Genomic DNA, 12439 nt, shown 5'->3' with positions numbered 1-12439 from the left:
GTTTTCAGGCGCGGGCCCGCCATAACGTTACCGCGAGCAACATGAAGGCAGCGCAAGTCCACAGCGACTGCCAGTTCTCTGGCCCTTCGTTGAGCCCGGTGTAGACTGCCGCGGCAAGGAAAATGCCGGCAAACATCGATTCCGCCAGAGGGCGGTTTCCCTTCCCGGGAGGATTGAGCAGCGTCAAGGCTGCAAAAGGCACCGCCGCCATCGTGAGGGGCGCGAATGGAAAATCGATGAAGCGCGGGTCGAAGATGAGGCCGAGTGCTGTCGCTGTGCCGATCACGGCGGTGACCATCAAGGCCAATCCGTGCATCGTCACCAGTATCGATTCAGTGTGGTAGCCCTTCGGACCCAGCAATTCGGCAAAGCTGGGCGGTGCGCGGCCCGACATCAGGGCGTTGGCACCGAACACCGGCGAGGCCGTTGCCGCTACAAGAAGCGAGCCCCACACAAGCCAGCCTCCGGTGCCGTAGCTCTCATAGACCAGTCGTTGCGCGGCGACCCCGAACAGGATTCCGGCTGTGGTCGCAGAGAGTCCGACCGCAAGCCACGACACGAGCCTTGCTTCCTTTGGCTCCCTCGGCTTGCGGCGCGAGGTCAGCCAGGCTGTGCCGAACACCAGGATCGCCAGCGCCATTCCGCTGCACATCTGCAGTTTCCAGGCCGGAAAATTGCTGATCGGCAGGCCAGCCGGATATTTCAGCGTGCGCGCTTCGGAATCGAACAGGCCCCAGGATCCGCCGACCGTGCCCTCGATCTCCCGCTTCCATCCTTCGTCATAGGCCTCGAACAGGTTGACGCGGAAATGCTCGCGCCGGGCAAGGTCGAGCACCTCCGAGACCACTCGCGCCTGATTGACGCGTGACGGCAGCGCGGATTCGCGCATGCGCCCCTCGCTCGGCCAGCCTACTTCTCCGATAAAGATTTCCTTGCCCGGAAAAACCGCCGCGATCTGCCAGCGCATCTCGTCAGCGTGAGCGGCGGCACGTTCCGCGGGAATCGGGATATTCTCCCAGTATGGCAGGATGTGAATCGTGATGAAGTCGACGACGTCGGCAAGTTCGCGATTGCTCAGCCAGAACTCCCAGACGTCGGCATAGGTGACGGGAACACTGACCTGTGCCTTGATCGAGCGGATTGTGGCGGCGAGGTCGGACGCCGACATTTCCTTGCGCAACAGAACCTCGTTGCCGACCACGAGCGCGATGATCGTGTCTGGATATTCCTTGGCGAGGCGTATTGCCGTTTCGACCTGCGTCGCATTCTTCTTTCGGTCCCGATCGAGGAAAATGCCCTGAATGACTTTCAGCCCCGCCTTGGCTGCGAGCCCGGGAATCTGGTCGAGACCGAGATCGGTCGCATAGGTCCGGATGCAGTCGGATATCTTCGCGAGTTGCGCGAGATCTTCCGCGATCTGTTCTGGCGAGACCTTGGTCTCTGGCGAAAGTGATGTCTGATTGTTGCGGAACGGGGCGTAGGAGATGCACTGGACTTTATCGCTCGGATCGATCGGAGCGCGCACCAGGTTGACCGGGATGCCCAGCCACGACCACACCGCGGCGATAGCGCCCAGGGATAACAGAAGAAGCGTCAGCGGAGTGCGAAGCGAAACCAGGTCCGTCCTCCTTGCAGGAAGGATGTGCTGGGCATCAATGCGCGACGCCGGCAAATTGAAAAAGTATCGGTCTACTCATGATCTATCGCGCGATCACCCGGCAAGTGTTTTTTACGCCTTACTTTGCGCCGGCGATCACGCCTTCGCGATTCCTGAGCACGCGATAATAGGCCCACCACAGATGCGCGGCGGCGCCGCGCAGCGGACGCCACGGTTCGGCAAGCGGTGCCATCTGCTTTGGCGTCGGCCGCTCCTTCAGCCCGAGCCCGACCTTGACCGCTTCCTGGACGGCGAGGTCGCCCGCCGGCCACGCATCGCCATGGCCGAGGCAGAACAAGAGATAAACGTCGGCGGTCCACGGGCCGATCCCGGGCAGTGCGGTCAGCGTGTTGTGCGCGGCATCGGCCTCTTCGTTGGCGAGCACGTCGAGGTTCAGCCGTTCCTCGGCGAGCTCGCGCGCGATGTGCTTCAGCGTCTTGATCTTGGCCGCCGAGAGCCCGAGCCGGCCGAGCCGGTCGGCCCGCGCCTTGCGGATCGCATCATGGTGGAACGGGTCGAACGCCTGGCTGACGCGGCCCCAGATCGCGGCAGCACTCGCGGTCGATAGCTGCTGGCCGCAGACGATCGCGGCAAGTCCCGCAAACCCCGGCTCACGCTGCCGGATCGCCGGCATGCCGGTCAGTTCGAGGATCGGGCGCAGCCGCCGATCCTGGTCGACCAGCTTCTGAATGGCGTCGTCGAGGTCGGCCTGGGTTTCGAGATGGATCAGCATTGCGGGATCTGCATTGGCTTGTCATGCGCGGGCTTGACCCGCGCATCCATCTCCTATCGTAACAGAGTCTTGTCCAGCCGCATGGTCCGGAAAAGTGGAAACCGGTTTTCCCTCGCGACAAGCGCAAGGCGTTCGCGCGAAGATCATGCCCAAACAAGGATCGCCGGGTCGAGCCCGGCAATGACGCGCGATCGAACGCCATGCCACCCGTTTTCCGTTTTGCACCGAGTCCGAATGGCTACCTGCATCTCGGCCATGCCTATTCGGCGCTGCTCAACCACGACCTGGCGCGCGATTCGGGCGGACGCTTCCTGCTGCGGATCGAGGACATCGACGCGACGCGCTGCCGTCCGGAATTCGAGCAGGCGATCTATGAGGACCTGGCCTGGCTCGGCATCGCCTGGGAGACGCCGGTGCGGCGGCAGTCGGAGCATTTTGCCGCCTATGGCGCGGCGATCGACCGCCTGGCGGCCGAGCGGCTGGTCTATCCGAGCTTCGAGAGCCGCGCCGACATCGCGCGGCTGGTCGCGGAACGCGAGGCCGGCGGTGCATGGCCGCGCGATCCGGACGGCGCGCCGCTCTATCCGGGAACGGCGAAATCCCTCTCGGCCGAGGCGCGCGACCGGCTGATCGGGCAGGGCGCGCCGTTCGCACTGCGGCTCGACATGGCGGCAGCATGCGCGCGCACCGGCGGCCTGCGCTGGCAGGAGGTAGGCGAGGGCCCGGCCGGCGAGACCGGGGACGTGGCGACCCGGCCGGAGGCTTGGGGCGACGTGATCCTGGCGCGCAAGGAGACCCCAACCAGTTACCATCTCTCCGTCGTGATCGACGACGCCCTGCAAGGCATCACCGATGTGGTCAGGGGCGTTGACCTGTTCTGGTCGACCAGCGTGCATCGGCTGTTGCAGGAGCTGCTCGGCCTGCCCGTGCCGGCGTACCGGCACCATGCGCTGATCCGGGACGCCGCCGGCCAAAAGCTTTCGAAATCGACCCAGGCGACCGGACTGCGCGAGCTGCGGGCAGAGGGCGCCAGCCCGGCCGATATCCGCCGCATGGTCGGCTTGCCATAGAGCCCGGCCGCGCTCGCGAAACAGCATGGTTACCATCACGGGGCTCTGCTGCGGCGCGCCGCAAACGGCGCCGTGACTCCGGCACGCCTGGCATGCCATGTTGTTACCCGGGGCGGGGATTACGGAGACCATGGCGTCAAAATCGCGCGTACGGCGCAGCAAGCGGCCATCCAAAAGGATGCCGCCGAAGACGCACGCCGCGAAAACGCGCACTGCCAAGGCGCGCGCCACCAAGGCGGTCGCGAAGCCGCGCCGCAAGCGGGCTGCGCCGAAGACCCCGAAGGCTGGTCCCGGCCTGATCGAGACCGCGCTTGCCGCCTTTGCCCATGAGGTCAGGACCCCGCTGACCGGAATCCTGGCGATCAGCAACCTGCTCGCGACATCGGATCTCGGCGAGCGCGAGCGGCGCTGGGTCGATACCATCAAGGCCGGCGCGGAGCATCTGGCGAGCCTTGCGACCCTGTTCGTCGACGCTGCCCGGAGCGAGGGGCCGGGGCTCGAGATCCGGCAAGACTTCTTCGACCTGCGCACGCTGGCGCGCCACGCCGGGGATTCGCTGGCCGGCCGCGCCGCAGCCAAGGGATTGCAGGCCTCGGTTGATATCTCCGCGAAGCTGCCGGCGTTCGCGGTCGGTGATCCCGTCCGGCTGCGCGCGGCGCTGGAAAACCTGATCGACAACGCCGTCAAGTTCACCGAGCAGGGTAGCATCGAGCTGCACGTCGCGCCGGTGCGCGCGGCCAAGGGAGCGCCTAAGGGAAAGGCGGACGGCAGGATCGGCGTTGCCTTTGCGATCTCCGACAGCGGCATCGGCCTGACGCTATCGGAGGTCAAGCGCCTGTTCCGGCCGTTCTCGCAGGCCAATGTCTCGATCGCCGCGCGGTTCGGCGGCGCCGGGCTCGGCCTGTCCTCGGTCAAGCAGCTCGCGCGCGCCATGGGCGGCGACATCGCCGTGGCCCAGCGCGCAGGCGGCGGCACCGTCTTCACGCTCAATGTGGTGCTGGCTTCAGCCGCAGCACCGGCCGGTGCGCCCACGCGCGAAGGCGCGGCGGCGCCGCTATCGCAGGGGCTGCGGCTGCTCAGCGTCGAGGACAATCCGTTCGGCCGCGTCGTGCTCAACACAATCCTGACCGAGCTCGGTCACCACGCCGAATTCATCGGTCAGGGCGAGGGCGCGCCTGAGAGGCTCGGCCAGGGCGCCTTCGACGCTGTGCTGATGGACATGGTGCTGCCCGGCATCGGCGGCGTCGAGGCCATCAAGCGCATCCGCGCGCTGCCGCCGCCGCACGGCCGCATCGTGATCGTCGGGATCTCCGGGCGTGCCGAGGACGAGGCCGCGGCGCGCGCCGCCGGCGCCGACGCCTTCCTGGTCAAGCCTGTTTCTCCGCGGGCGCTCGCGACTGCGCTGCTTGAAGCGACACGCCGCGCGGCAGCCGCGACTTGATGATCGCCGCGTTCAACTCGCCGCCGAACACGAAGATCGCGGCGATGAAATACAGGAACACCAGCGCGATCACCACCGAGGCGAGCCCCGCATACATCGTGACGTAATTGTTGGCGAAGCGTGCCAGATACATGCCGAAGCCGATGCCCGAGATTAGCGACGCCACCACGGTGAAGATGATGCCGGGCAGGATCTGCGTGAAGCCGCGGCGGCCCGCCGGCAGCCAGGCATGCAGGATGAAGAGCGCGATGACCAGGGCCAGCACCGTGATGCCGTAACGGGCTGTGTTGAGCAGGCTCTCATTGGATTCGACGAAGAACGGGATATAGCGCCGCGCCGCCTCGATGATCAGCGGGCCGAGCACGATCAGGAACGCCATTGCAAGCGAGGTGAATGCCGCGACCAGCGTGTAGCCGATCGATTCCAGCCGCAGCCAGTACCAGCGCCGCGGCTCGATCACGGCGTAGGCGCGGTTCAGCGCCACCCGCAGCGCCTCGACGCCGTTGGAGGCGAAGTACACCGCGAGCACCGCGCCGATGGTCAAGATGTCGCCGCGGGTGTTGGTCAGCACGTCGTGGATCTGGCCGGACAAGGCCTCGGCGACCTGCTGCGGCCAGACCTGCAGCAGCAGTCCCACAGCCTGGTCGGCAAGCTCCTTGGAGCCGAAGAAGCCGGCCACCGACGTCAGCACGATCAGGAACGGAAACAGCGCCATCAGGGTCGACAGCGCGATGTGGCTCGCGATCGCCCAGCCGTCGTCGGCGAGGAACGTGTAAAAGGCATCCATCACGACGTCGTAGACGTAACGAAGCTGCTTCACGTTCCACCCGGCATTGTCGAAAACCGCTCGGTCCGAGGACGGACCCAGCATCTGATATTACGCGCTGAAAAGCCAGTTGGTTGCATGCGCCGCCTGTGTGGAAGTCCGCGTCTTGCGGTGTTATGTACCGCAGATGACATCTGTCCTCAGCACGATCATTCTTCCCATCGCCGTCGGCGCCGTCGCGCTGGTGCTCCTGCTTGGCCTCGTCAACATGATGAAGGGCGGCTCGCCGAACACATCGCAGAAGCTGATGCGGCTGCGCGTGCTGTTTCAGTTCGTCGCCATCGTCATCGCGATGCTCGCGGTCTGGGCGATGGGGCGGTAGCTGAGGTACACTTTTCACCTCTCCCACGGGGAGAGGTCGGATCACCTCAGCGATCCGGGTGAGGGGTTCAGGCTCACCGATAGACTGTGACCCCTCACCCGCTCGCAAGATGCTCGCGACCTCTCCCCATGGGAGAGGTGGACTCGAACACCGGAGCCAGCCATGGTCGTTCTCAATCGGATCTATACGCGCACCGGCGATGACGGCACCACCGCGCTCGGCTCCGGCGAGCGGCGGCCGAAATACGATCTGCGGGTTGCGGCCTACGGCACCGTCGACGAGACCAATGCCGCGATCGGCGTGGTGCGGCTGCATCTGGCCGACAGCCCCGAGGTCGATGCGATGCTCGGCCGGATCCAGAACGATCTGTTCGATCTCGGCGCCGACCTTGCGGTGCCCGAGCGCGAGGGCAAGACTGAGCGCCTGCGTATGCTGGCGAGCCAGGTCGAGCGGCTCGAGCGCGACATCGACAGCCTGAACGACCAGCTTGCGCCGCTGACCTCGTTCGTGCTGCCCGGCGGGACGCCGGCTTCTGCATATCTGCATCTCGCCCGCACGATATGTCGCCGCGCGGAACGGATGATGGTGGAACTCGCCGCCCGGCCGGACGAGACGGTCAATGCCGCTGGCATCCAGTATATGAACCGTCTGTCGGATTTCCTTTTCGTTGCCAGCCGCTTCCAGAACAATAATGGGGCCGGTGACGTGTTGTGGGTGCCGGGCCAGAACCGCTAAACTGGTTCAAAACCGGGGGACGGTTTTTTGGTTTTGCCGCGTTGACCGGGGGATACGGGACCTTTAGGTTCCGCGCCAGCCAACCGAAACCCATAAAATCAAAGCGAAAGAGGATCGATGAAGGTTCTTGTGCCGGTAAAGCGGGTCGTCGACTACAACGTCAAGGTCCGCGTCAAGAGTGACGGGACGGGCGTAGAGCTCGCCAACGTCAAGATGTCGATGAACCCGTTCGACGAAATCGCCGTCGAGGAAGCGCTGCGGCTGAAGGAAGCCGGCAAGGCGACCGAAGTGGTGGTGGTGTCGATCGGACCGGCGCAGGCTTCCGAGACCATTCGCACCGGGCTCGCGATGGGCGCCGACCGCGGCATCCTCGTGAAGGCCGAAGGCAATGTCGAACCGCTCGCGGTTGCCAAGATCCTCAAGGCCGTGGTCGAGGCGGAGCAGCCCGGCCTCGTCATTCTCGGCAAGCAGGCGATCGACGACGACAGCAACCAGACCGGTCAGATGCTGGCCGCGCTGCTCGGCTGGTCGCAGGCGACCTTCGCCTCCAAGCTCGAGGTCGAAGGCTCCGACTTCAAGGTCACGCGCGAAGTCGACGGCGGCCTGCAGACCATCAAGCTCAAGGGCCCGGCGATCGTCACCACTGACCTCCGCCTCAACGAGCCGCGCTATGCGTCGCTGCCCAACATCATGAAGGCGAAGAAGAAGCCGATCGACGACAAGAGCGTCGCTGACTACGGCGTCGATGTGACGCCGCGTCTGGAAGTGCTGAAGACCGCGGAACCGGCGGGCCGCAAGGCGGGCGTCAAGGTCAAGGACGTCGCCGAACTCGTGAACAAGCTCAAGACCGAAGCCGGGGTTCTCTGATGACGACGCTGTTGATTGCTGAACACGACCACGAGACCCTGAAGGACTCGACCAACAAGGCGCTTACCGCGGCGAGCCAGCTCGGCGGCGACGTCCATGTGCTGGTTGCCGGCGGCGGCCAGGGCACCAAGGCGGCGGCGGAAGCAGCCGCCAAACTTGCCGGCGTCAGCAAGGTGCTGGTGGCCGAAGGCCCCGCCTATGAGCACGACCTTGCCGAGCCGCTGGCTGCGCTGATCGTCGCGCTGGCCCCTGGCTATGACGCCTTCGTCGCGCCCGCGACCTCGCGCTTCAAGAACGTGATGCCGCGCGTCGCGGCGCTGCTCGACGTCATGCAGGTTTCCGAGATCATCAAGGTCGTCGCGCCCGACACTTATGAGCGGCCGATCTATGCCGGCAACGCGATCCAGACCGTGAAGTCGAAGGACGCCAAGAAGGTCATCACGGTGCGCACCTCGACCTTCGCCGCAGCCGGTGAAGGCGGCAGCGCGGCGATCGAGAACGCCGCAGCGGCCGCCGATCCGGGCCTGTCCACGTTCGTCGGCGAGGAAGTCGCCAAGAGCGACCGTCCGGAACTGACCTCGGCCAAGATCATCGTCTCGGGCGGCCGCGCCATGCAGAGCCGCGAGAACTTCGCCAAGTACATCGAGCCGCTCGCCGACAAGCTCGGCGCCGGCGTCGGCGCCTCGCGCGCCGCGGTCGATGCCGGCTATGCGCCGAACGACTGGCAGGTCGGCCAGACCGGCAAGGTGGTGGCCCCGGAACTCTATGTCGCGGTCGGCATCTCCGGCGCGATCCAGCATCTGGCCGGCATGAAGGACTCCAAGGTGATCGTCGCCATCAACAAGGATGAGGACGCACCGATCTTCCAGGTCGCCGATTACGGCCTGGTCGCCGACCTCTACCAGGCGGTTCCGGAGCTGACCGAAGCGCTCGGCAAGCTCGGAAAGTAAGCGACAAGACACCGGCCGGGTGGGTAAGCTCCGGCCGGTGTTGTTATTCTTGGGGCAACGATCCGGAAACGGTTTTCCGGAAGGATCGTGTCCGGCAGGGAAGACGGATCGGGTGCGATTACGTTGTAATCACATCATGGTCCCGGGAAAGGTTTTCCGGCGGATTGGGCAACCCGGAAGGCTTCACTTCGGGTATCGTTGGAATTGGGCAGGCGCGACATGCGCGCCGTTCCGGTGGATGACAAGATGACGACGGTGGCAATCAAAAAGGTCGGCGTGATCGGTTCGGGCCAGATGGGCAATGGCATTGCTCATGTGGCGGCGCTGGCCGGTTTCGACGTGGTGCTCAATGACGTCTCCGCCGACCGGCTGAAGTCGGCGCTGGCGACCATCAACGGCAATCTGACCCGCCAGGTCGCCAAGAAGGCGATCGGCGAAAGCGAGCGCAAGCAGGCGCTCGACCGCATCGCCTCCGCCGAGACCCTCGATGCGCTGGCCGATTGCGATCTCGTCATCGAGACCGCTGTCGAGAAGGAAGAGACCAAGCGCAAGATCTTCCACGACGTCTGTGCGGTGCTGAAGCCGGAAGCGATCGTCGCGACCAACTCGTCGTCGATCTCGATCACACGGCTCGCGGCCTCGACCGACCGCCCGGAGAAATTCATCGGCATTCATTTCATGAATCCGGTGCCGGCGATGGAGCTGGTTGAGCTGATCCGCGGCATCGCCACCGACGACACGACCTTCGACACCGCCAAGGCGTTCGTCGCCAAGCTCGGCAAGCAGGTCGCGGTGTCGGAAGATTTCCCCGCCTTCATCGTCAACCGCATTCTGTTGCCGATGATCAACGAGGCGATCTACACCCTGTATGAGGGCGTCGGTAACGTCGAGGCGATCGATGCCGCGATGAAGCTCGGCGCGCACCATCCGATGGGCCCGCTCGAGCTCGCCGATTTCATCGGCCTCGACACCTGCCTGTCGATCATGCAGGTGCTGCACGAGGGGCTGGCCGATTCCAAGTACCGGCCGTGCCCGCTGCTGGTGAAATACGTCGAGGCCGGCTGGCTCGGACGCAAGTCCCAGCGCGGCTTCTACGACTACCGCGGCGACAAACCGGTCCCGACACGGTAATCACCGCTCTCGTCAGATCAGTGCCCGCAGCAGCGCCAGCGTCGCGGGCACGAGACCGACGATAACAGTCATCCCCGTTCCAAGTCCGAGCAGATGCGCTGTCAGCGCGAGGCGCTGACGCTGCCCGTGCGCCGTCATTGCAATGCCTCGCAGGCGCGCTTCAGCCGCGTTGCGGCTTGCTCGATGACTGGTGACGGATTGGCGAAGCTGAGGCGGATATAGGGCGATAGCCCGAGATCCTCGCCAGGGAACACCACCAGATCGGCTTGCTCAAGCAGGTAGGTCGCAAAATCGCGGTCGGTCGCGATCAGCTTGCCGTCGGGAGCGCGCTTGCCGATCACGCCGGCGCAACCGACCAGCAGATAGAACGTGCCTTCGGGCGGCGCGCAGGAGAGCCCGGCGCATCCGTTCACGAGTTCGAAAAAGCGGTCACGTCTCGCGTGAAGGATGGCGGCGCGCTCGGCCAGCACATCCTGCGCGCCATCGAGCGCGGCCACCGCGGCGGCCTGGCTGATCGACGAGGCGCCGGACGTGGTCTGCGACTGGGTCGTGATCATTGCGCGGATCAGCGCCGATGGTCCGGCGGCGTAGCCGATGCGCCAGCCCATCATGGCGTAGGTCTTGGCGAGGCCGCTGACGGTGAGCGTCCGCGGCTTCAGGCGCGGCTCGATCTGCGCAAGCGTCGGCGCAGGTCGGCCATCGAACACGATGTGCTCGTAGAGCCCGTCGGCAAGCACCCAGATGTCGGGATGCTGCAAGAGGACCGCCGCGAGCTCGGCCAGATCCTCCGGGGAATAGACTGCACCGGAAGGATTGACCGGATTGTTGATCACGATCCAGCGCGTCCGCGCCGATATCGCCACCTGCAAATCCTCCGCACGCAGCTTGAAGCCGTTGTTCTGCGCGCACGGCACGACAACCGGCGTCGCGCCCGCCAGCCGCACCTGATCGAGATAGGGCGCCCAATAGGGCGCGGGGATGATCACCTCGTCTTCAGGCGCAAGCGTCGCGAGCAGCGCGTTGAACAGCGCCTGCGTCGAGCCGTTGGTGATGACGATCTCGTCCAGCCGATAGTCGAGATGATGGTCGCGCAGCAGCGCGGCCCGCACCGCGCGCTTCAGCTCCGGCGTGCCGTCGACATCGGTGTAGCGGGTCTCGCCGCGCAATGCCGCGTCGTGCGCCGCCGCGATCACATGATCCGGCGTCGGGAAGTCGAGATTGCCCGACGACAATTCGATGATGTCGCGTCCGGCGGCGCGCAGTTCGCGGGCGCGACGGCGCAGCACCGATGCGGGCGAAGCCTTGATGCCGCTCATGCGCGGCGCGAGGATCGGTGTCGCAGTCATCGGACGTACTGCGCCTCACCGTTGCCGAACGACCAGTTTTCCGGAAGCACCTCGACGAGGTTGATGAAGATGTCTTCAGTGCGCAGGCCGGGACTCTCGGTTAGCAGTTCGGCGATGCGTCGATAGAGCTTCTGCTTCTGCACCACCGGGCGGGTGTTGCTGACCGTGATCTGGATGATGACCAGATCGTCGCCGCGCCTGATGCCGAGATAGTCCGCGCCATAGGCGAAATCGTCGCCGTCGTGCTCGGAGATCGTCATGAAGCGATCGCCCTCCGGTACATCGAAGGTTTCGCGCATGGCGCGATAGAGGCTCTCGAGAATGGCCTTGCGGTAGGCGGCGGGCTTGCCCCGCCGCAGTGAGACGCGGGTCAGCGGCATGATGTTGTCTCCTGGTGGCAATCGTTGACTGCGCCGATCCTAGGAGTTCGTTGATCATTGAAAAACGGTATGGTAATGTATTTCAATGATTTCATTTTTAAATGACTGATCATGAAAGCGCTCGACGTCGAGGCGGTGCAGGCGTTCGTCCTGGTCGCAGACCTCAGCAGCTTCACGCGGGCGGCGCAGGTCATGGAGACCACGCAGTCGGCGGTCAGCCTGAAGATCAGGCGGCTGGAAGACGGGCTCGGCCGGCGGCTGCTGGAGCGGACGCCGCGGCTGGTTCGGTTGTCGGCTGAAGGGGCCGCCTTCCTCGGCGCGGCGCGCAATCTGGTGGCCGCGCATCAATCGGCGATCGGGTCGTTTGCGGTCGAACACCGTCGGCTCGTCGTCGGCATCAGCCACCACATCGTCGGATCGGAGTTGGCCTCGCTGTTGAAGCGGATGTACGCCACCGATCCGGGCCTGGTGATCCAGCTGCACGTCGATACGTCGCGTTCGGTGCTCGGCGCATTCGACGACGGCAGGCTCGATGCCGCGATCGTGCTGCGCCACGATGCCAAGCGCCGCGACGGCGACGTGCTGTTCGAAGAACCTTTCGGCTGGATGGCCGCGCCGGATTTTCACCATCGGCCGGGTGAGCCGCTGCGCCTTGCGACGCAAGCCGAGCCTTGCAGCGTGCGCGCCATGGCGGTTGAAACGCTCGACGCTGCCGGCATCGCCTGGACCGAGGCGTTCGTCGGTGGCGGGCTTTCGACGATCGGGGCCGCGATATCCGCAGGGCTAGCCGTCGCCGCGCTGGCGCGCCGGGTGGCGCCGCCGGCCGACACCGTCGACCTCGGGCCGCGGCTTGGCCTGCCGCCATTGCCGTCGCGCGACGTCATGCTTCACTCAAAGCTGTCGGACGCGCGGACCCGGCAGGCGCTGCGCACCCTCGGCGCGGCGTTTGCCGCGAACGCCGCCTGACCTCGCAGGCATTGG

General features: G+C 65.4%; 14 protein-coding genes. 8 read left to right on the top strand and 6 right to left on the bottom strand.

Annotation, left to right across the window (positions count from 1 at the left end; genetic code table 11):
- Window positions 1-4: 4 nt before the first annotated feature.
- Together Q0030_RS35385 and Q0030_RS35380 are read right to left on the bottom strand one after the other, a co-directional pair.
- Window positions 5-1576, bottom strand: a complete 1572-nt coding sequence (locus Q0030_RS35385) for a glycosyl hydrolase family 17 protein (RefSeq protein WP_298378144.1) — start codon at window positions 1574-1576, stop codon at window positions 5-7.
- Between the two features lie 160 nt (window positions 1577-1736).
- Entirely contained in the window at window positions 1737-2390 is a 654-nt protein-coding gene (locus Q0030_RS35380; RefSeq protein ID WP_298378114.1) for a DNA-3-methyladenine glycosylase 2 family protein, read from the bottom strand.
- A 200-nt stretch (window positions 2391-2590) separates the two neighbouring features.
- Here Q0030_RS35380 and gluQRS point away from each other — a divergent pair, with 200 nt between their 5' ends.
- Both gluQRS and Q0030_RS35370 read left to right on the top strand, forming a co-directional pair.
- Entirely contained in the window at window positions 2591-3460 is an 870-nt protein-coding gene (gluQRS, locus tag Q0030_RS35375) for a tRNA glutamyl-Q(34) synthetase GluQRS (protein WP_298378112.1), read from the top strand.
- 178 nt (window positions 3461-3638) lie between these two features.
- Window positions 3639-4901: an ATP-binding protein gene (locus Q0030_RS35370; RefSeq protein WP_363323530.1), complete on the top strand. Its 1263-nt coding sequence runs from the start codon at window positions 3639-3641 to the stop codon at window positions 4899-4901.
- On the opposite strand, the gene Q0030_RS35365 is transcribed toward Q0030_RS35370, so the two are convergent.
- Entirely contained in the window at window positions 4828-5721 is an 894-nt protein-coding gene (locus Q0030_RS35365) for a YihY/virulence factor BrkB family protein (protein ID WP_298378108.1), read from the bottom strand. The genes Q0030_RS35370 and Q0030_RS35365 overlap by 74 nt on opposite strands.
- A 133-nt stretch (window positions 5722-5854) precedes the next feature.
- Between Q0030_RS35365 and Q0030_RS35360 the strand changes: the two genes are divergently transcribed.
- From Q0030_RS35360 to Q0030_RS35340, 5 genes are all read left to right on the top strand, one after another.
- Window positions 5855-6049 carry a twin transmembrane helix small protein gene (locus Q0030_RS35360; protein WP_050403431.1) on the top strand — a complete coding sequence of 65 codons (195 nt, stop codon included), beginning with the start codon at window positions 5855-5857 and terminating at the stop codon, window positions 6047-6049.
- Between the two features lie 162 nt (window positions 6050-6211).
- On the top strand, window positions 6212-6784 hold the full coding sequence (locus Q0030_RS35355; protein ID WP_298378103.1) for a cob(I)yrinic acid a,c-diamide adenosyltransferase: 573 nt from the start codon (window positions 6212-6214) through the stop codon (window positions 6782-6784).
- A gap of 117 nt (window positions 6785-6901) precedes the next feature.
- Window positions 6902-7651 carry an electron transfer flavoprotein subunit beta/FixA family protein gene (locus tag Q0030_RS35350; protein WP_016845285.1) on the top strand — a complete coding sequence of 250 codons (750 nt, stop codon included), beginning with the start codon at window positions 6902-6904 and terminating at the stop codon, window positions 7649-7651.
- A complete protein-coding gene (locus Q0030_RS35345) occupies window positions 7651-8601 on the top strand; it encodes an FAD-binding protein (RefSeq protein ID WP_298378098.1) in 951 nt (316 codons plus the stop codon). The genes Q0030_RS35350 and Q0030_RS35345 overlap by 1 nt, the downstream gene beginning before the upstream one ends.
- A gap of 219 nt (window positions 8602-8820) precedes the next feature.
- Window positions 8821-9732, top strand: coding sequence for a 3-hydroxybutyryl-CoA dehydrogenase (locus Q0030_RS35340; RefSeq protein WP_298378097.1), 912 nt, complete (start codon window positions 8821-8823; stop codon window positions 9730-9732).
- Window positions 9733-9744: 12 nt separating this feature from the next.
- Here Q0030_RS35340 and Q0030_RS35335 read toward each other — a convergent pair whose 3' ends face one another.
- From Q0030_RS35335 to Q0030_RS35325, 3 genes are read right to left on the bottom strand one after another with little or no spacing between them, the layout of a single operon-like run.
- Window positions 9745-9870, bottom strand: a complete 126-nt coding sequence (locus Q0030_RS35335; RefSeq protein WP_298378094.1) for a hypothetical protein — start codon at window positions 9868-9870, stop codon at window positions 9745-9747.
- The gene (locus Q0030_RS35330) at window positions 9867-11078 is read right to left on the bottom strand and encodes a pyridoxal phosphate-dependent aminotransferase (protein WP_298378092.1); all 1212 of its coding nucleotides are present in this window, start codon (window positions 11076-11078) and stop codon (window positions 9867-9869) included. Before Q0030_RS35330 ends, Q0030_RS35335 begins: the two co-directional genes overlap by 4 nt.
- Complete coding sequence (locus tag Q0030_RS35325) at window positions 11075-11458, bottom strand: tautomerase family protein (protein ID WP_298378091.1); 384 nt, start codon at window positions 11456-11458, stop codon at window positions 11075-11077. Before Q0030_RS35325 ends, Q0030_RS35330 begins: the two co-directional genes overlap by 4 nt.
- 111 nt (window positions 11459-11569) lie before the next feature.
- Here Q0030_RS35325 and Q0030_RS35320 point away from each other — a divergent pair, with 111 nt between their 5' ends.
- Window positions 11570-12424, top strand: a complete 855-nt coding sequence (locus Q0030_RS35320) for a LysR substrate-binding domain-containing protein (RefSeq protein WP_298378089.1) — start codon at window positions 11570-11572, stop codon at window positions 12422-12424.
- The last annotated feature ends 15 nt before the right edge of the window (window positions 12425-12439 follow it).

Origin of the sequence: uncultured Bradyrhizobium sp. (genome assembly GCF_947648125.1) — a bacterium.
In the GTDB taxonomy this organism is placed as follows: domain Bacteria; phylum Pseudomonadota; class Alphaproteobacteria; order Rhizobiales; family Xanthobacteraceae; genus Bradyrhizobium.
Note: the sequence above shows the minus strand (reverse complement) of the source record. Positions and strands in the feature narration are given on the sequence as shown.